At 53.0% G+C, this 18,718-nt stretch carries 18 protein-coding genes; all 18 read right to left on the reverse strand.

The window, feature by feature from the left end; genetic code table 11:
• Positions 1-5 precede the first annotated feature (5 nt).
• Positions 6-722, reverse strand: a complete 717-nt coding sequence (gene fliP, locus NFC81_RS09770) for a flagellar type III secretion system pore protein FliP (protein ID WP_304994300.1) — start codon at positions 720-722, stop codon at positions 6-8.
• Positions 723-759: 37 nt separating this feature from the next.
• The gene (gene fliO, locus NFC81_RS09775) at positions 760-1,191 is read right to left on the reverse strand and encodes a flagellar biosynthetic protein FliO (RefSeq protein ID WP_304994301.1); all 432 of its coding nucleotides are present in this window, start codon (positions 1,189-1,191) and stop codon (positions 760-762) included.
• Positions 1,191-1,679 (reverse strand): flagellar motor switch protein FliN, encoded by a 489-nt coding sequence (fliN, locus tag NFC81_RS09780; RefSeq protein WP_304994302.1) that lies wholly within the window; start codon positions 1,677-1,679, stop codon positions 1,191-1,193. Before fliN ends, fliO begins: the two co-directional genes overlap by 1 nt.
• Before the next feature lie 60 nt (positions 1,680-1,739).
• Positions 1,740-2,834 (reverse strand): flagellar motor switch protein FliM, encoded by a 1,095-nt coding sequence (fliM, locus tag NFC81_RS09785; protein ID WP_304994303.1) that lies wholly within the window; start codon positions 2,832-2,834, stop codon positions 1,740-1,742.
• 10 nt (positions 2,835-2,844) lie between these two features.
• Positions 2,845-3,354, reverse strand: a complete 510-nt coding sequence (locus NFC81_RS09790) for a flagellar basal body-associated FliL family protein (RefSeq protein WP_304994304.1) — start codon at positions 3,352-3,354, stop codon at positions 2,845-2,847.
• A gap of 35 nt (positions 3,355-3,389) precedes the next feature.
• Positions 3,390-5,078 (reverse strand): flagellar hook-length control protein FliK, encoded by a 1,689-nt coding sequence (locus NFC81_RS09795; RefSeq protein WP_304994305.1) that lies wholly within the window; start codon positions 5,076-5,078, stop codon positions 3,390-3,392.
• Between the two features lie 114 nt (positions 5,079-5,192).
• Entirely contained in the window at positions 5,193-5,534 is a 342-nt protein-coding gene (locus NFC81_RS09800; RefSeq protein ID WP_304994306.1) for an Hpt domain-containing protein, read from the reverse strand.
• Positions 5,524-7,230, reverse strand: a complete 1,707-nt coding sequence (locus NFC81_RS09805) for a fused response regulator/phosphatase (RefSeq protein ID WP_304994307.1) — start codon at positions 7,228-7,230, stop codon at positions 5,524-5,526. Before NFC81_RS09805 ends, NFC81_RS09800 begins: the two co-directional genes overlap by 11 nt.
• Positions 7,231-7,234: 4 nt before the next feature.
• Positions 7,235-7,540: an STAS domain-containing protein gene (locus NFC81_RS09810; protein WP_304994308.1), complete on the reverse strand. Its 306-nt coding sequence runs from the start codon at positions 7,538-7,540 to the stop codon at positions 7,235-7,237.
• A 158-nt stretch (positions 7,541-7,698) separates the two neighbouring features.
• Positions 7,699-8,148: a flagellar export protein FliJ gene (gene fliJ, locus NFC81_RS09815; RefSeq protein WP_304994309.1), complete on the reverse strand. Its 450-nt coding sequence runs from the start codon at positions 8,146-8,148 to the stop codon at positions 7,699-7,701.
• Complete coding sequence (gene fliI, locus NFC81_RS09820) at positions 8,145-9,638, reverse strand: flagellar protein export ATPase FliI (RefSeq protein ID WP_304994310.1); 1,494 nt, start codon at positions 9,636-9,638, stop codon at positions 8,145-8,147. The genes fliJ and fliI overlap by 4 nt, the downstream gene beginning before the upstream one ends.
• Entirely contained in the window at positions 9,625-10,641 is a 1,017-nt protein-coding gene (locus NFC81_RS09825; RefSeq protein WP_304994311.1) for a FliH/SctL family protein, read from the reverse strand. The genes fliI and NFC81_RS09825 overlap by 14 nt, the downstream gene beginning before the upstream one ends.
• Positions 10,642-10,779: 138 nt before the next feature.
• Positions 10,780-11,808 (reverse strand): flagellar motor switch protein FliG, encoded by a 1,029-nt coding sequence (fliG, locus tag NFC81_RS09830; RefSeq protein ID WP_304996968.1) that lies wholly within the window; start codon positions 11,806-11,808, stop codon positions 10,780-10,782.
• 16 nt (positions 11,809-11,824) lie between these two features.
• Positions 11,825-13,576, reverse strand: a complete 1,752-nt coding sequence (fliF, locus tag NFC81_RS09835; RefSeq protein ID WP_304994312.1) for a flagellar basal-body MS-ring/collar protein FliF — start codon at positions 13,574-13,576, stop codon at positions 11,825-11,827.
• A gap of 14 nt (positions 13,577-13,590) precedes the next feature.
• Positions 13,591-14,019, reverse strand: coding sequence for a flagellar hook-basal body complex protein FliE (fliE, locus tag NFC81_RS09840; RefSeq protein WP_304994313.1), 429 nt, complete (start codon positions 14,017-14,019; stop codon positions 13,591-13,593).
• 461 nt (positions 14,020-14,480) lie between these two features.
• A complete protein-coding gene (locus tag NFC81_RS09845; RefSeq protein ID WP_304994314.1) occupies positions 14,481-15,860 on the reverse strand; it encodes a sigma-54 dependent transcriptional regulator in 1,380 nt (459 codons plus the stop codon).
• Positions 15,857-17,074, reverse strand: a complete 1,218-nt coding sequence (locus NFC81_RS09850; RefSeq protein ID WP_304994315.1) for a HAMP domain-containing sensor histidine kinase — start codon at positions 17,072-17,074, stop codon at positions 15,857-15,859. The genes NFC81_RS09845 and NFC81_RS09850 overlap by 4 nt, the downstream gene beginning before the upstream one ends.
• A gap of 167 nt (positions 17,075-17,241) precedes the next feature.
• Complete coding sequence (locus NFC81_RS09855; RefSeq protein WP_304994316.1) at positions 17,242-18,705, reverse strand: sigma-54 dependent transcriptional regulator; 1,464 nt, start codon at positions 18,703-18,705, stop codon at positions 17,242-17,244.
• Positions 18,706-18,718: the final 13 nt, after the last annotated feature.

Raw genomic sequence — 18,718 nt, forward strand, 5'->3', positions numbered from 1 at the left:
CCACCCTAAACACCAAAGCTCGCAGCCATGGAGCCCATGACCAGTGCCCAGCCGTCTACCAGCACGAACATCATGATTTTAAAGGGTAACGAAATGATCAAGGGTGATAGCATCATCATACCCATGGCCATCAAGACGCTGGCCACCACAAGGTCGATGATCAAAAAAGGAATAAACAACAAAAAGCCGATCTGAAACGCAGTTTTTAATTCGCTGGTCACGAACGCCGGTATCAGCACCGTCAAAGGAATGTCTTCACCTGTGCCGATCTCGTCGCCGGTCTGTTGCTGTGATAGGCGCGAAAACATGGCAAGGTCATTCTGGCGTGTTTGACTGAGCATAAACGCATGGATTGGACCTCGGGCCACTTCTAGCGCTTCCAGTGGCGTAATCTCTTCGGTGATATACGGCTGCACGGCACGCGTGTTGATGTCTTGCAGAATGGGGTACATGATGAAGAACGTCAGGAACAACGTCATGCCAATCAAGACTTGGTTGGATGGTGTTTGCTGCAGCCCCATGGCCTGCCGCAAGATCGCCAAAACCACAATGATGCGGGTGAAGGACGTCATCATGATGACCGCCGACGGTATAAACGCCAAGGCCGTCATGATGGCGAGAATCTGGATGGTAACGGTATATTGACCGTTCCCTGCGTTGTCCGTTGTATAGGTCAGCGCAGGAATGCCAACACCGCCCGAAGGCGCACCGCCTGCTATCATGGGTATGAGAAGGAGAAACGCACCCAGTAGCCAGAAACTACTCCGCTGTAGAGTCCTTCTGTGTTTGTGAACCTTTACCACCAATCAACGCTCCCAACTGCCGGGCAAATGGACTGCCCTCCGGGTGCGATTGAAGGTCAAGCGGCTCTGCTAACTCATGCAGTGTCGTAATCTGCTGAGGCGTGATACCTAATAACAACTGCTGCTGTCCGATACCCACGAGAACCAGTTTTTCTTTTGCACCCAGAGGCGTCACTGCCAGTACTTTAATTGCGCGGCCATTGACCGCGGTACCGCCATTAATTCGACGCATAAACCAAGCGCATGCAAATATAATACCGATAACAAAGAGCAGACCAAGGATAACGGTCGTTATCTCACTCATGCCCACCGTGGGAACGGTGTCACTGCGCGGTGCAGCTGCTGCTGGCAACGCTAACAACAAGGTAGCTAACCACGTCATCTTCATCAGCGTAACCGCGTAATCCGTTCTTGCTGACTGACGACGTCCGTTAAACGAATACCGAATTTCTCGTTCACCATGACCACCTCACCGTGGGCGATCAAAGTACCGTTTACCAGCACATCCAAGGGCTCCCCGGCCAAACGATCCAGCTCAATCACCGAGCCTTGGTTCAACTGCAACAGATTACGGATGGGGATATCTGTACGCCCCACTTCCATCGCTATGGAGACTGGAATGTCTAGAATGACATCCAGATCCGGCGATGACTGGCCTGGACCTTTCGATTCGTCCATCAACTCTTCAAGCGGTGCTCGTGCGGCACCTTCCTCTTCTGCATCATCACTGGCAACGTCATCGCCGGACTCGCTCATGGCCGCAGCCCATTCGTCAGCCAAACCGTCATCAGAGCTTTCAGCGGCTACTTCGTTCGCCAACTGATCCGCATCAATGCCTTCTTCATTGTCTTCTGGTGGCAAGTTTTCGTCAGCCATGAGTGTTCTCCTCCAGTGCCCTTACGGACGTAATAACCCAGTAAGCAATCCCAGGGACGCTTATCGGCGTCGCATTCGTTTTTGCTGCTCTTCTATTTTCTTTTGCTCTGCCGCTTCCTCCGCCTCTCGACGTGCTTGCTGCAGCGCTCGGCGATTGGCAAGAACCACCGAAGCGATATCTGTTTCTTCACGACGTTCACGCTCCAGAGGTCGTTTAATCTTCAACGCCAGCTGATCGCGCGACTGCCCCAATTGTGTCTCGAAAATAGGGACGCCATTGGCCGACATAATGGTCGACTCCGGCATTTCAATGGGGATAATGTCACCCGGTTTGATGTCCACCAGATGCTTCAGGGAAATATCACGCTGCGCTACCCGTGCCGTGATGGTAATTTTGGCGTCCATGATGTCACGCTGCAAAGACTGTACCCAACGTTCATCAATCTCGTCCACATCACTTTGCACACCGGCGTCCAGTATCTCGCGCACCGGCTCGATCATCGAGTACGGCAGCGTCACATGAAGATCACCGCCACCGCCGTCCAGCTCGACATGGAAGGTGCTGACGACGACAACTTCACTCGGACTGACAATGTTAGCCATCGCAGGGTTTACTTCGGAGGAAACGTACTCGAAGTCGACACCCATCACCGCGCCCCACGCCTCTTTCATATCAGAGAACACTTGAGAGAGCACCATCTGTACGACGCGAATCTCCGTCGGGGTAAATTCTCGACCTTCTATCTTGGCGTGACGGCCATCACCACCAAAGAAATTGTCTACCAGCTTGAAGACCAACTTGGCGTCCAAAATAAAGAGTGCAGTGCCACGCAGCGGCCTGACCTTTACCAAGTTCAGGCTGGTCGGTACGTACAGAGTATGTATGTACTCACCGAACTTGAGAATCTGAATACCACCAGACGCCACGTCGGCACTGCGCCGCAAGAAATTAAACATGCTGATGCGCGTATAGCGCGCAAAGCGCTCATTGATCATTTCCAGCGTCGGCATACGCCCACGAACGATACGGTCCTGACTGGTTATGTCATAGGGCCGCACACCATCGGGGTCAACCGCGCCGTCCTCTTCAACGGCACCGTCATCGATACCGTGTAAGAGCGCATCAATTTCGTCTTGTGACAGTAAGTCCTGCATAGTCGTGCCTTTACTGGATCACGTAATTGGTAAACAGCACCGACTCAATGCCAGGCTGTCCGGTCAGCGTTTCCATCACCCCTTGCACAGCCTCGGTGATACTCTGTACAAGTTCCTCTCGCCCGGCGTCCGTTTGTAAATCACTGAAGTCGCGTTCGCTGAGCGTCTGTATAATGTTGTTGCGCACCAAGGGCATGTGTTGTGTCAATACATCTAATGCACGTTGATCACGCGTTCTAATCGCAATGTCGGCTTTAAGAAAGCGTTGCCGACTGTTTACTTCGTATGTGACGATAAATTCAGGCGAGAGTGCCATGTAGTGGGCTGGCCCTCGCACTGCTTCTATGCCCATCAATTCAGGGTCTACCGGCTGGTTGGTCCAGCCACGGGTTAAGAACAGCGTTAAACCGACCGAAAGACCAATTACCAGCAATAACCCTATAACCATTAACAGAATTTTGAGGAGCTTGCGCTTACCTGCGCCATCGTCTTCTGTCACATCATTGTTTTGTTCAGTCATTATCGCCTCGTCAAAATAGTCGCTGAATCACTGCATTATACATAATGATCCACTAATCCCACGCTTCGGCGTACATTATCTGTGGCGACCAACGCTTCGCCTTCTTCATCCTGACCATTCGAGCCGCCGTCACCATTGCCCTCAGCACGCTCTCGATCCTGTTGGGACTGATCCGACACATTTACGTCAACCTTAGCGAACCCTTGTTGCTCCAGCATTTCGCGCAAACGATGCGCATGCTGTTCCAGTAGGTCGCGCACCACCGGCTGATGGGTCACCACCTGCACCTGAACCTGTTCATTCGTGGTAGTAATACGAATATCTAACTTACCCAAGTCCGGTGGATCTAACCGAATGGTAGCCGTTTGAATATCGCGGCTCACCATCATCACCAGGCGTTCCGTGAGCCTATGTGTCACCTCAGTGGCACTGTTGCGCACGGGTAGCTCGCGCTCCAGATGCTGCTTGATCAAGGCTTCTGTATCCTGGCGCGCAATGTTTTCGCGCACCACGGCTGCATCCATCGGCTGGCGTACCAAGGTTGCTTCATCGGTCACCAGATTATTGGTGTTACCTGCCGTGGCCACATTGGCTGCCAAGTTACTGGCTGCGCTGCTGGTGCTGCTGCCCTGCGAAGATTCACTGCCTGGCTTGCGGGAGCCGGTTACGGTATCAGTGTCCGCATCGGACTCCGCCTCAGCCGCTAATGCGGCTACTGTATTCAATATAGTTGGCGCTTGTTCAATATCATCCGCCCCAGCACCGCTCGCACTCTCTTTAGTGTCGGCTGAGGTATCGGTAGACGGAAGCCCGCTCATTGTAGAATCCGCCGCAACGCTGGCTAAAGTTTCTTTAGAGTCCTCTGCATTGCCTACCAAGTTGGCAGCCCACTGCTTTAGCAGCGCTCTCTGATCGTCGGACAACACAGCTAACGCGCTACGGTCAACGGGTACAGGATCTGTCGTCGCGACTTCATCGTCCGTTGCACTGTCGAGCTCGAGCTCTTCGATAAAGGTCTGTAACGAGGCAAGCAATGCTGCTAACGCTCCATCTTCGGCATCGTCATACTGGACTGCACTCGCATCAAGGTTTGCCTTACGCTCCATGTCAGCCAAAACAAGCTCACGCAGTCGTTCCAGACCACCATCACGCAATGCCGCTAAAACGCTTTCTGGCATATCTTCGACACCCGGAGATACTGCCTGCAATACCGCACGCAATGCTTCGGCTTCCTCATCGGTCAACGCCAATTCATTAAGATCGGATGGAACCGAATCTACGTCCGCATCTATTTCCTGCATGACTTCAATAGAAATGCTCACACCTTCTGGTAGGCTCGGCAATTCTTCCAGAGCGTAGGACTGCTCTCCCGACACAGCAAGCCGTGTATTATCGGCATCAGGCGGCAAGAAATTTCCTGAAACAGGCAATATGCTTGAATGATTTGCAGGTAATTTGTTGCCGCTTTGTGCCGCTTGGCTTGCCCTTGCCTCTTGGCGTTCTAATGCGGATTGCTGCGTAGATTGATTTTGGTTGCGCACCTGGGCTTGCTCAGGCTTTACTCGGGCCGAGCGCGCTTGTGCCGTCTCATAATGGCGACTAAAGCCGCGATCTTCCCGCGCTGCAGGCTGCTGGTCAGCGCCCTGTGCGGCACTGGGTGCGCGCACGGCCGTGCGCGAAGCAGTGTCATTATTTGAATTGACAGAAATAATGTTATCCAGCATACCCATTACCGCATCAGTGGTTTCAGAGTAATTACAGCAAAAAGTAAGCCAGAAAATAAATCAGGTAGGTTTGTAACGTTTTAAGCAGTCAAAAGTCAGCGACAAAGCACTTCATCAATTAAGAAATCGTGTGGCCAATGCTTCAGCCACGATACCTTTTTCCTCTTTTATTTGTGCAACTTGCTCGGCGACGCCAGCATCCTCCTGCACCTCCATTGCATGATGCTCCAGCGCTTTGCAGAGGTTCGCTAGTTTGATTGCCCCGATGTTCGACGAACTCCCCTTAAACGCATGCGCAGCACGCCGTAAGCGCTGCCAATCGCCGACCGCCTCGAGAATATCATTCATACGATCATCCGCATCACTGATGAAGGTTTCAATCAGCAATATAAAATCTTCTTCCATGATGTTCTGCAGCTCTGTCAGTGCACGAAGATCAAGGCTGTCATTGCTCATTACCTACCTCACCCAGTCGTCTGCGTGGCCACTCAAAATCGACTTCTACCTGATTGCCGCAACCAAAATACTCCACTCGCGTGCAGAGCTTGCGCAATAAGTTCAGTCCGCGACCACTGTAATTCAAATCCGTCCCTTCATCATACACACGCCCCGCGTGATTAAAACCATTACCGGAATCTTCTACTCGCACTGTAATGCGACCACCGCGCCCCAAGGGTATTTGCCGCAACAATAGACGCACCTCGCCGTGCACCAATTGTTCCAAGCGCTCTTGACGCTCCTGATAATAACGCCCGAAACCGGCTCCGGTCTTTTTCAACCCACTGTCGAGTTGCAGTACGCCGTGTTCCAGCGCGTTCGAATACAGCTCAGCAATCAGCGTGTACAGCTGACTGATATAGGGTTTTAAGCCTTCCGTTTCACTCAATACATGCATCACCAACGGCATTGGATTGTGATTTTTCAGGGTAATGGTTGAAAAAATAAAACTGACTTCCCAATCCAGTGCCGGAGGAATCCGATCAGCAGCCTCTTCTAGATACTCCAAATCGGCCACCACAGGGTCAGACATCGTGACTTCGACGAGCGTAATATCGTCACTACGCTCACCAATACCAATAAAGCTGTCTACTGCGGTCAGCAAATCGGGATAAATGTCCTCCGGTCGTGCGGCGTCTTGAAACACCGCTCGCAAGCGATCTTCACCAAACATCGTCAAATCTTCGTTTTCAGCCTCAATGATGCCATCCGACCACAGAAACAAGCGATCCCCGTTCTGCATCGAGAACTCTTCGGTCAGCACCGTGAACTTCTTGCCGGTCGTTATGCCGAGAGGAATATTGCTCGAACCAAAGGGTAATATCTGCCCGGACGATGCGTAGTACAGGTAGCAGTCCGGCACCCCGCCCAGCCATAACCGAGCGGTCTTTTCCGCCATATCGATATGGACGGCAGCGCCACAACAAAAAATACCGGTAGGCAGTATTTTGCAGAGCTTGTTATTCATTTCCCGGATAATTTCTTCCAACTCGAAGCCCTTGGAAGTCATACCATAAAACGTGTCAGCAATGGGCATCGCCCCTATTGCTGCGGGTAAGCCATGCCCGGTAAAGTCACCCAAGAAAACGTGTAGCCCGCCATCGGGGCGATGTTGGGCCAATACGGTATCACCGTTGAACATGGCGATGGGCGACAAGGAATAACGGATATTGCTGGCGGCCAAACTGCCAGAATAGGTCACATTGTCGAACACATTCTTTGCAACCGTTTGCTCCAGCAGCAACTGCCGATGATTATCACTCAGCGCAGCATGCATACTACGCATCCGCCCAAAAGCCTTGATTTTGGCTTTCAAGATAAGACTGTTGTAAGGCTTAGAGAGGAAGTCATCACCGCCAGATTCAAGGCAGCGCGTAAGAGAATCAACGTCTTGTAGAGACGTTAAGAAGATAATCGGTACCAACTCTTCACCCGCCAGTTCACGAATAGCGCGGGCTGCCTCAAAGCCATCTTTTATCGGCATCAAGGCATCTAACAATACGATATCGTGCCGTCCGCGCTCATAAAGCTCCACCGCTTGTGCGCCATTAACGGCCAGCGACACTGAGTGGCCTTCTCGGCTGATAATCCGTGAGAGAATCAGCCGATCCGTTTCGTTATCCTCGGCGATCAGTATCTTGAGGACATCTTTCATATTGCTATTCGAGCGTGAACAATTGACCAAAATTAGAAATGGTCAGAATTTTTTTAACATCGGGGTTACTGTTAACAATGCGGATATCGGCACTGTCCCCGCCCGCATGGTCACGCAATAACAACAACATACCCAGAGCGGAACTGTCGAGGTAAGTCGCATCGGTCATATCTATGACATAGTGTTTAACGTCCGCTGGCGCGGATTCGTAGAGCTTCCGGAACTCTTGATGCGAGCTGAAATCAAATCGCCCAGATACCTGAATGGTGAGCGTTGAGCGGTCTTCCGATGGTTGGGCTGTTACGGTCATGCCAGAAGTTCCTCAATAACAATCACTAAGAGTCTAGTGGGGAAAAATTCATTTGTCAGTAGAGTAAGTATTTATATCCAGAGATCATCGGCAGGTGTGAACTACCGAATGCCGTCCGTCGGGCGGGTATTTATACCCGCAGACACTTCTAATCCTGTTCAAGACCGATTGTAGCGGCTTTGTTGTAACTGCTGTACCAATTCATCTAAATTTTTCTGCTCTTTTTTATCCGCCTCAAGCGTTTCCTGCATGACAACCTTTTCCACCATACCTTCCAGCGACTTGCGCTTCAGATACGCCTGTTGCCAAGCATCTTGTGCGCGCTGCACATCGACTTCCGCCAACTGAACCTGATACTCCTGCTTGGCAATAATACCCTTTAACTGCTCAATATAGTCCTGCAGACGACGCCACTGCATAATACTGACGGTCTGCTGCGCTTCACCCGTGACGGATTGATAATATTCTTCTTGGTAGGCCACCAGATCGCGCAATTGGTTTTGCTGCTGTTCTAAGGTCACGCGCGCCATTTGGACATTCTGGCTTGCCTTTTCTTCTTGCTGGACGAACAGCTGCAAAACAACGCTTAAACGTTTAGAGCGTTTCATGACGGTGCTTTCGGTACATTAACAGGCTTAATGCCTCCTTCTCGCCCACCCGGTGCTGACCCGCCACCGGCTTGCGCAGAGCCCGGCTGCACAGCGCCGCCTGACGGTGACATACGCCGCAAGGTACCGCCATCAGCAGTACCTGCGGCTGCGGGGCCATTGGCATTCTGCAGCAAGGCATTCAACAGCTGACCACTCTTTAGGTAATCAAATTTCTCACGCAGGCCTTGTTGCAAAAACTGACGCATCTGTGGCATTAGGTGAATGGCAGAATCCAGCTCTTTGTCTTGCCCTTTAGTATAGGCGCCAATGGTGATCAGATCCTGACTTTGCTGGTAACGCGAAAACAGCTGCTTGAAACGCTGGGCGGCCTTCAGATGTCCTTCGCTAACGACCTGTGGCATTGCCCGGCTAATGGAAGCCTCGATATCGATGGCTGGATAATGACCCTGCTCAGCTAAGCGGCGCGACAGTACAATGTGTCCATCGAGAATGGCGCGTGCGGAATCTGCCACCGGGTCTTGTTGGTCGTCGCCTTCCGTCAACACGGTATAAAATGCGGTAATTGAACCACCACCCTCCTCACCATTACCCGCCCGCTCGACCAAATGGGGCAAGCGCGCAAACACCGATGGCGGATACCCCTTGGTGGCTGGCGGCTCACCAATGGCCAGGGCGATTTCACGTTGCGCTTGCGCGTACCGGGTCAAGGAGTCCATCAACAGCAGTACGTTCTTGCCTTGCCCGCGATAATATTCCGCTATGGCCGTGGTGTACTGCGCCGCGCGCAAGCGCAGCAACGGCGGGTCATCGGCAGGAGAGGCAACAACCACACTGCGTGCCAAGCCTTCCTCGCCGAGTATTTCATCGATAAATTCTTTTACTTCTCGTCCACGTTCACCAATCAACCCCACAATGATGATATCGGCATTGGTGAAACGGGTCATCATCCCGAGCAACACCGACTTACCGACACCCGAACCAGCGAACAGACCCAAGCGCTGCCCTCGTCCAACGGATAGCATGGCGTTTATGGCTTTGATACCAACATCAAGTGGCTCACGAATCGGCTGCCGATGCATAGGATTGATGTATTCGCCGTTGAGCGGCTGGCGTGAACGACAATGCAGAGGGCCTTTACCGTCAATAGGCTCCCCAAAACCGTTAACAACCCGACTCAGCAATTCGTCACCGATGACCAGCTCCGATGCGCTGGCAATCGGCACCACCGTAGCGCCGGCCCGCAAGTGCCCCATGGCTTGCACAGGCATAAGAAAGGTTTTGTCTTCGGTAAAGCCGACCACTTCCGCTTCGACCGTTTGATGGGCGTCTTTAACCAGACAACGATCACCGACCGAAACGGACAACCCCGAGGCCTCCAACGTCAGCCCAACCAAGCGGGTCAGCTTACCCGCGACCGGTGGCTCGACGAAATCCGGCGTGCGCGCCAGAATTTGCTGTAGTTTCGTACCCAGTTTACTGCTGCTCATTGCGCTCATCGTCACTGGGTTCATCTTCACCGAGCTCAGAATCTGATTGCGGAGTGTCTGTTTGCGTCGAGGGCTCCGCTTCTACGTGAGTTGCGTCGCTATCCGCTAATGAGTCTTCGGAGCTTATTTGTGAAAAGGGTTCTACGTCGAGTGCATCATCAGGCGCTGCCGGTTCTGTCTCAACTTCTGGTTCAACTTCGGTCAACGCTTTAAAGCGTTCAGCGGTTAATGTCCGCAAGGGTTCGCTTAGCTCAGTACGATCGAGGTCTAACAAGGCCGCAATCTGCTGCTCATAGCGCGCCTGCAAGGTGTAATCCAACAGACTGTGCCGCGTTTTAATGACACAACCACCGGGTGACAGTGTTGCATCGGCATGTAGAGCGACGTGTTCCAGCCATGGGCGATCTATTTCAGTCAGGATGGCATAATCATCGGGATGCAAAGAAATATCCATCCGCTCATGCGCCACAGGCACGAGTTGAATGGCTTGATGTACGATCTGTTCAATTTGCTCTGGGGTATGCCGCAGAGACTCCACAACCAGACTTTGCGCAATGCGTAGAATAAGATCACGTACCACGGGGGTGAGTTCGTCTTCGAGAGCCGCCTCAGCGGTGTTTAGCTGATTCAGAATGGCACTGAAACGGTTAGCAAAATCGGCTTTGGCTTCGCCCAGCTCTTTTAATGCTTGAGCTTCGGCGGCCTCACGCCCTGCTTGCTCACCGGCCAGCTTGCCTGCCTCAAAGCCTTCTTGAAAGCCTTCTTCATGCCCTTGCTCAACACCAGCGGTATGTCCCAAGCTCACGCCTTCAGTAAAACCTTCTTCACGCGCCGCGTCACGAATCGCTTGAAGCTCGGCTGCAGAGGGCGGCAACAGCTCCTCTTCTTCCGGCTCCGCAGGCGTATCCTGTTCAGGTTCATTGACGACCTTGCCGTCTAAGCGCGGCAACTGCCACGTTTCTACGTGCAGTTTTTCACGCGTCGTGAATGCCTTAGTGACCAAGTCTTGTGCTCCCGAGGGGTGTTATCTAGTGTTTAAGAACCGTCTTCCGCACGAAACCTCGGCGGGTATAAATACCCGCCCTACGCCTACTATACCAGCGTGCGCGAACCATTCGGCCAGAGAGCTGGCCTCGAACGCCTACACCATGGAATCGCCACCACCGGCGCCACCCAACACAATATCTCCGGCGTCGGCCATGCGGCGAGCAATCGCCAGGATTTCTTTCTGTGCACCTTCCACATCGCTGACCCGCACAGGGCCCATAGCCTCAATATCATCACGCAGCAACTCGGCCGCGCGCTTCGACATGTTGGAGAAGAATTTTTCCATCAGCTGTGGCTCGGAACCACGCAAAGCCACCTTGAGCAGATCGGTATTGATCTCGCGCAGCAGCGCCTGAATACCTCGATCGTCCACATCGGCCAGATTCTCGAACACAAACATAAGGTCTTCGATTTCCTGGCCCAGATCTTCGTCGATCTCTTTGATGCCATCCATCAATTCGACTTCGATTGAGGATTCCAGGTAGTTCATGATCATCGCAGCCCGCTTCACGCCACCCAACGCTTGTTGCTGAGTACCCGCGCTTGAAGCGAACTGACGCTCCAGTATGTCGTTCAACTCGCGCAATGCAGCCGGCTGGACTGTATCCAATGCCGCCACACGCATCATAATGTCCAAGCGAACCTTCTCGGAGAAATGAGACAGAATCTCAGCAGACTGATCGCTCTCCAAGTAAGCGATAACGATAGCCTGAATCTGTGGGTGTTCGTTACGAATGATGTCGGCGACCGAACGCGACTCCATCCATTTCAGCGTATCCAAGCCGGTGGTATTACCACCCAACAGGATGCGGTCGATCAGACCCGACGCCTTATCGGCACCTAATGCTTGCGTCAGCATGGCACGAATGTATTCATCAGAGCCCACACCCAAACTCGTACGGCCACTGACTTCATCCAAGAAAAGTTGAACCACACCTTCAACCTGTTCTTGGGTCACGTTCGCCAACTGAGACATGGCTGTACCCACGCGCTGCACTTCTTTCGGGCCAAGGTTTTTCAGGACTTCTGCTGCATCCATTTCACCGAGCGACATCAACAGAATGGCTGCGCGATCGGTCATGCGTACCCCGTCCAGCGCTTTGCGCTTTGGATCAGCGGGCATTTGATTGCCTATATTCTCAGTCATCGCTCATAATCCACTGTTTCATCACCAGAGAGACTCGACCTGGATCTTCTGCAATCAGGCCGCGCAATGCATCCAGTTGTTTCTCGAAGGTTTCAGACGGCCCAGGCAACAAGTACTCATCCGACATACTCAAGGTTACCTTGTCGTCAGCAATAGCCTCTTCGTCAATATCCAAGGCATCCAAAGCTGCATCATCTTCCAGCTCTTCGCCACCTTGGTCCATAATGCTGCGCAGTGCGGGCTTGAACACACCGAAGATCAAGATCAGCACAAAGATACCGGCCAATACCATCTTCATGAAATCCCAGAACCAGGCTTCCATCCAGAACGGAATGTCTTCAACCAATTCCTCGGGTGCCATGAATGGCGTATTGATGACGTTCACACTGTCACCACGCGCCGCGTCAAAGCCAACGGCGTCTTGCACCAAAATGCGCAAGCGGTTTAATTCATCTTGCGTCCACGCTTGACGAATCATTGTACCATCTGGGCCCGGCACTCGCATATCGTCAACCACTACGGCAACCGTAAGGCGACGTAAACGACCGACCTGATTTTGGGTGTAGCTCAAAGTTCGATCGACTTCAAAGTTACGCGTTGCTTCGGCACGTGACGTCGTCGGCGGCTGATTAATGGGGTTACCGTTCTCATCGACCTGCTCAGGCACTTCGGCGTTGCCCGGAGGCTGGTTGGTTAAGGCGCCAGGAATACCACCCTGCAACTGACCAACCGTGGTTTCGTCAATGGTTTGCTCACTGCGCAAGGCAATAAGATCGGGGTTAAAGAGCTCTTCCGCTAATTCCACTCGGGTAAAGTCGACATCCGCAGACACCTCAGCTTTAAAGCCACGATGGCCGATAACCGGCTCAAGAATACCCTGTATACGTCGGGACACGTTATCTTCAACGCGGCGCGAGAACTCGAACTGGCGCTCGGTTTCTTCTTCGGCATTGGTGCGTTCGAAATCGCTGAGCAAACGTCCACGCTGGTCAACAATACTGACGTTCTCGGCGGACATTTCGGGAATACTGGTCGCCACGAGGTTGGTGATGGCCTTTACCTGATCACGCTCAAGCATCGCACCGGCGTACAGGTCTACAAAAACACTGGCGGTAGGCCGACGATTGTCGCGCACGAACACACTGCGCTCGGGAATCGCTAAATGCACCCGTGCCGTCCGTACCTGGTTTAAGGAGGCCACAGTACGCGCCAACTCGCCTTCCAATGCTCGGCGGAAACGCGCCGTTTCCATAAACTGACTGGTGCCAAGCCCGCTGTTTTCATTCAACAGCTCTAATCCCACCGTGCGATCAGTGCTCAAACCAGCTCGAGCCACTTCCAGACGCGCCTGATGCAGTTGGCTCTCTTTAACCAGAATGACCCCATTGCTGGGGTCCATAGTGAAATCAATGCGCGCTGCGCTCAGCACCTCGATGACTTCACGAATCTCGTAATTCTCGGATGACGTTATTAATGGCCGATAGTTTGTCCCCTGTGACCACAGTACCACCCCTAAACCAATGGCGATGGACGCCGCCAAGGCAACCATCATCCACAACTGACGCATCATGCTGAGGCGTTGAAAGCCTTCGATCAGCGGGTGCACTTTCTTCGGAGGGGTTACGTCGAAGCCTCCGGTATCACTGACCGAAGAGGCATTTGCTTGCGCATCCAAACCACCGGTATTTTGCGACGTGGTCGCGGGTGGTTGATTGCTCGCTGGCGCTGCAGGTACGTTTTCCATGACAGGTTAGCCTCTTACACCGGCATATTCATGATTTCTTTGTAAGCTTCCAGGAGCTTATTGCGCACCTGGGTAGTTGCTTCAAAAGAAATGGATGCTTTGTTGGTGGCTATCATTACTTCTGGCAGATCCACCCCTGGTACCCCTTGTTCGTACGCCGTGCGCATGCGCGAAGCATGCTGCTGACTGGCGTTTACGGTGTCGATGGCGGCTTTGAACATTTCGCCGAAGCGCGGTGCGTCTCGCACCATACCCACGTCATTAACCGAAGGCATACCGAACGCTTGATCACCCAGTGCCGTACCCTGAGTCAATCGGTTCAATTGCTGCGCCATTTGCGCCGGATTCTGAGCTTGCACAGGTTGATTATCGATCTGCATTTGCGATCGCATTTGCCGCATCTGGCTCAATACGTTCTGCACATCCATTCTGTTATTGATCATGCTGCTCACCTCTTCATTGACGTCTACGACCGAATGGTTTCTGGCTGCGTATGTAGACCGTCAAAAAACCGTTGTACGGGACTGATAGGAGGAGAGTTGCAACAATGAGGCCAACTTTTGCCGGTGTGTTGCCGTAGGGCGGGTATTTATACCCGCCGAATGTTCCCGCAGGAGGCCAGCCCTCTAGCCGGCTCATTGTCGTAGGAGGCCAGCCCTCTGGCCGAATATTCGCGCAGGGGGCTGCGCTCCTACGATTGGGGTCCGCGCAGGGGGCTGCGCTCCTACGATTGGGGTCCGCGCAGGGGGCTGCGCTCCTGCAGTTGGATCCGCGCAAAGAGCTGAGCCAGTGCGGGTTGTAAAGAGAGGTAAGAATGTAAGGCGGGGCTTTTATGTAAAAGGCATACCCGCCGAGCTTTGGCAGGTATGGATACCTGCCCTACCAGAGAGATCAAAACAAACCTTTATACCGCGGCTTTGCCGTTTTCCACTTCAACGCCCATTTCACGCAGGCGTGCCATCTTGTAACGCAGCGTGCGCGGGCTGATACCGAGGTCTTCCGCCGCTTGCTTCTTACGGCCACCGGCGGCGCGCAAAGCGTCAATAATCAATTGATGCTCATGTTTCTTTACCCCGGCATTCAACGCATTAGTGGAAGCATCTAACGCCGATTCCGGCACCGCAGCACGGGTATCGCGATCGATCAAGTGCTCTCCGGCCAAACCAAGATCAAATTCTGAGATGAACTGACCGCTTTGCAATATCAACGCGCGCTGAATGGCGTTGTCCATTTCACGAATATTGCCTGGCCAGCTATGGGCAAGAATGGCACGACGGGCTGATTCATCCAGTTGAACCAGTGGCTTCTGCATTTTCTCGGCATGCAGGCGGATCAAACGCTCGGCCATCGGCAGAATATCCGCAGGACGCTCACGCAGCGGACGCCATGCAATAGGAAACACGCTTAGACGGTAGTATAAATCTTCCCGAAAATCGCCATTGGCAACCGCCTGTTTCAGATCGCGGTTGGTGGTTGCTAGCACCCGCACATCCAATTGAATGGTCTTACGACCACCGATGCGCTCCACTTCACGCTCTTGCAGCACACGCAGCAGTTTAGCCTGCAGGCCCAAGTCCATCTCCGAGATTTCGTCGAGCAAAATAGTGCCGCCGTTGGCCTGCTCAAATTTACCTGGCATGCTTTGAATAGCGCCAGTGAAAGCACCCTTCTCATGACCAAACAAGGTCGCTTCCAGCATGTTTTCCGGAATGGCGGCGCAGTTAATGGCTACAAAGGCCTCACCGGCACGCTTGGAATGCGCGTGAATGTAACGCGCCAACACTTCTTTACCAGTCCCGCTTTCACCGGAAATAAGAATTGTTGAATCGGTTGGCGCTACCTTACGCGCCAACTCCATAATGTGGGTCGAGCTTGGGTCAACGGCGACCGGATTACCATCGGACGATGCCGTTGCTTTACCACCCACGTGCTGACCGAGAATATTCAATAACTGCTGCGGCTTAAATGGTTTCACCAGATAATCGACAGCGCCGTTTTGCATGGCTTCTACCGCATGGGCCACTTCCCCATAGGCCGTCATCAGCAGAACGGGAATGTGCGGATACTCCTTACGTAACACCGCCAACAGTTCGTAACCCGACATACCCGGCATGCGTACGTCACTCACCACCATATTGACAGCATGCCGTGACAGTAACTGCAGCGCAGACTCGGCAGCGTCAGCCACCAGCACCTGGTAGTCATGAATTTCCAGCGTGTCTTGCAACGCATCGCGCAGGTTCTGATCGTCTTCAACAACCAATATGGTCGGTTTTAGGCTCATGATGATGCCTCCGTAAGTGTTTGGAAGGGCAGGCACACGCGTGCATAGGTGCCGCCTTTGACGTTGAACAAAGAAAAATTGCCGTGATGGGCGCGCATAACGGCCTGTACGACGGGTAAACCCAAACCAGTGCCATTGGCCTTGGTGGTTACGAACGGCTCGCCCAGTTGACGCAGCACCTCTTGAGGGACGCCTGGGCCATGGTCGTGAAAATCAAAAGTAATCAGATTTTCTGCAACATAGACGCGTAAGTCGATCGATGCATTTTGCCCCACCGCTTCGATCGCATTATTAACCAGATTACCGAACGCACTGATCAGTGTGTCTCGGTTGCAAATAATCTGTGCGTCTGGTGCTTCATTAAGCACATTAAGTTGTGAGCCGCTGCGCTCCAACGCTGCAGCACAGGACTCGCGCAGTGCTTGCAATAATTCACCGCTGAGTTGGCGGTCGACCAGCTTGGTGTCGCCTTTAGCAAAAATCAGCATGTCGCGCACTTGCTGTTCAAGGTGCTCCAGGCGCGACTGAATTTTCTCCGCGAAGCGTTGTCGTTGCGGTTCGGTGATTCCCGGCTTACGAAGGTTTTCCGTATAGAGCATAGCGGCAGATAGCGGGGTACGGATTTGATGCGCCATACTGGCCACCATACGACCCATGCCAGCAAGGCGCTGATGCCGCGAGACCTCTGCCTGCAAGGTCCGCGTGGCGGTCATATCGTTTAATACCACCAACTGACCAAAGCCTTCCAAGGCGCAGGTATCCAAGCTGACCAAACGGCCATTATGCAAGGAAATCTCATGCCCATCGTGTTCTTGCGGGCGGAAAGCAATCTGAATAACACTGGACCACACCATTCCCGTTAATTCGGGCAATTGGTCGTGCACCAACATCTGTTCGGCAGCAGGGTTAGCGCGTTGAATGCGCCCAGAACGATCTATGACGATGACGCCCGTTGGCAAAATGCGCAACAGCCCTTCCAGCTGGTCAGCGAGACGCTCTTTTTCGCGCAATTCTTCCATTCGCTGGGCGCTGAGTGCGCTGATTTCACCATTTAGAACAGCTACGCGGCGTTCAAATTCTTCCGACGACGCACTCATTTCCTCCGTCATCCGCCGAAAAACCTGCAGGATTTCGTCCACGTCATGCAGGCCAGAGCCCACGGCAGGCGCGGCTTTAGGCTCAATGGGCTTGGTGATGGCGGTGTTGTGCGTCATAACTGCCAATAATCTGTCTTTAATACGTTATTGGTAGTTAAAGCAAGGGGCGTGCCGATTAGGCGATAATGCAGATTTCAAGCCGAGACGGCGGATGGCAGAGGGTATATCGGCGGCGGCTTTTTCATTAAGAGGATACACCGCCCTACCGAACACCCGCCGAGAGTTTAAACCTCTTCTTTGTTCATCAAGCCATACTTGCGCATCTTCTCGACCAGGGTCGTGCGGCGCAATTGCAGGCGCTCGGCAGCGCGAGCCACAACATTGTCGCAGTCTTCCAGAGCTTGCAGAATGAGATCCTGCTCCAGATCAGTAAGGTATTCTTTCAGATTTAAACCGTTCACTGGCAGCAGAGCTTTGGTTTCCAGCGCACTCGTCCGTGTGGCCGTAACAGGCGCAGCGGGCGCCCGTACCGGGATCTCAACCGGGTCACCGTCCTCAACATGTCGATACTTCATCGGCAGCTCTTGAATACCGATCACACTGAACGGATGCATGATCACCAAGCGCTCGACCAGATTCGCCAGTTCACGCACATTACCGGGCCAGTCGTGCCGTGTCAGCGACATAATGGCCGCCGAGTTAAACTGCAATGACCCGCGCTTCTCTGCCTCGATCCGGCGAATCAATTCATTGATCAACAGGGGAATATCTTCCGAGCGCTCGCGCAGCGACGGCATCTCAATGGGGAACACGTTCAAACGGTAATAGAGGTCTTCGCGAAAGCTACCCTCGGCAATCATTTGCTCCAGGTTGCGGTGCGTCGCAGCCACAATGCGTACATCGGTCTTGTACGTCTTGCTCCCACCCACGCGCTCATAGGTGTGCTCTTGCAATACGCGCAACAGCTTCACCTGCATTGCTAAAGGCATGTCGCCTATTTCGTCCAAAAACAGCGTACCGCCCTCTGCCAATTCAAAACGGCCAGGACGCGACGTAATGGCACCAGTAAAGGCACCTTTCTCGTGGCCGAACAACTCACTTTCAAGCAACTCGGGAGGAATAGCGCCACAGTTGACGGGCACGAATGGTTGCTTCTTGCGTTCGCTATGGTAGTGCAAATTGCGGGCAACTACTTCCTTACCCGTACCTGACTCACCCAGAATGAGTACCGTAACGTCTTTGTCCGCTACTTGCGCCATCAGCTCACGAATACTCTGTACTTGGCGAGAGCTGCCCACCAAACTATGAAAAAGCTTGGTGTCACGCTGAACCTGACGATTGCGCCCCCATTCGTATTGCTCTCGGTACATTTGGCAACGATGCAGCACATCGACAACCTTATTGTAGCTCGCCGGCCATTTGATCTGTGCCAATACTTGGGCGCGCGCCGGTTCAGCAATGGCGCTGATGTCTAACGCATCGTTCAACACCACCACGGGAATGCCCGGGTTCCAATCAAACAGCGACTCGACCAACTCACTGACCGACTGCTCCACTGGACCAAGAATAATGCCTACCAATGCGCCACTGTCGTCCGAACTCGCCAGTTTACGCTCCAACTCATCCCGCCAATGCTCTTGCATGGATAAATTGATGGTTTCTTCCTGTAGAAAAGAGAAAATGACTTCGATTTCCTGGCGCAAGGCCACGTCATCGGTCAGAACCAGGAATTTATTATCTCGCCACATGCTGCGCCTATCC

This window comes from Salinispirillum sp. LH 10-3-1, from assembly GCF_030643825.1.
Lineage (GTDB): Bacteria > Pseudomonadota > Gammaproteobacteria > Pseudomonadales > Natronospirillaceae > Salinispirillum.

Coding starts and splice junctions, on each gene's coding strand:
- fliI (WP_304994310.1), bottom strand. CDS start 9,638: ATGAGCAGCAGTAAACTGGGTACGAAACTACAGCAAATTCTGGCGCGC.
- NFC81_RS09855 (WP_304994316.1), bottom strand. CDS start 18,705: ATGTGGCGAGATAATAAATTCCTGGTTCTGACCGATGACGTGGCCTTG.
- fliP (WP_304994300.1), bottom strand. CDS start 722: ATGATAGCAGGCGGTGCGCCTTCGGGCGGTGTTGGCATTCCTGCGCTG.
- NFC81_RS09845 (WP_304994314.1), bottom strand. CDS start 15,860: ATGAGCCTAAAACCGACCATATTGGTTGTTGAAGACGATCAGAACCTG.
- fliN (WP_304994302.1), bottom strand. CDS start 1,679: ATGGCTGACGAAAACTTGCCACCAGAAGACAATGAAGAAGGCATTGAT.
- fliO (WP_304994301.1), bottom strand. CDS start 1,191: ATGAAGATGACGTGGTTAGCTACCTTGTTGTTAGCGTTGCCAGCAGCA.
- NFC81_RS09805 (WP_304994307.1), bottom strand. CDS start 7,230: ATGAAAGATGTCCTCAAGATACTGATCGCCGAGGATAACGAAACGGAT.
- NFC81_RS09800 (WP_304994306.1), bottom strand. CDS start 5,534: ATGAGCAATGACAGCCTTGATCTTCGTGCACTGACAGAGCTGCAGAAC.
- fliE (WP_304994313.1), bottom strand. CDS start 14,019: ATGATCAATAACAGAATGGATGTGCAGAACGTATTGAGCCAGATGCGG.
- fliM (WP_304994303.1), bottom strand. CDS start 2,834: ATGCAGGACTTACTGTCACAAGACGAAATTGATGCGCTCTTACACGGT.
- NFC81_RS09790 (WP_304994304.1), bottom strand. CDS start 3,354: ATGACTGAACAAAACAATGATGTGACAGAAGACGATGGCGCAGGTAAG.
- fliG (WP_304996968.1), bottom strand. CDS start 11,808: ATGCCCGCTGATCCAAAGCGCAAAGCGCTGGACGGGGTACGCATGACC.
- NFC81_RS09795 (WP_304994305.1), bottom strand. CDS start 5,078: ATGCTGGATAACATTATTTCTGTCAATTCAAATAATGACACTGCTTCG.
- fliJ (WP_304994309.1), bottom strand. CDS start 8,148: ATGAAACGCTCTAAACGTTTAAGCGTTGTTTTGCAGCTGTTCGTCCAG.
- NFC81_RS09850 (WP_304994315.1), bottom strand. CDS start 17,074: ATGACGCACAACACCGCCATCACCAAGCCCATTGAGCCTAAAGCCGCG.
- fliF (WP_304994312.1), bottom strand. CDS start 13,576: ATGGAAAACGTACCTGCAGCGCCAGCGAGCAATCAACCACCCGCGACC.
- NFC81_RS09810 (WP_304994308.1), bottom strand. CDS start 7,540: ATGACCGTAACAGCCCAACCATCGGAAGACCGCTCAACGCTCACCATT.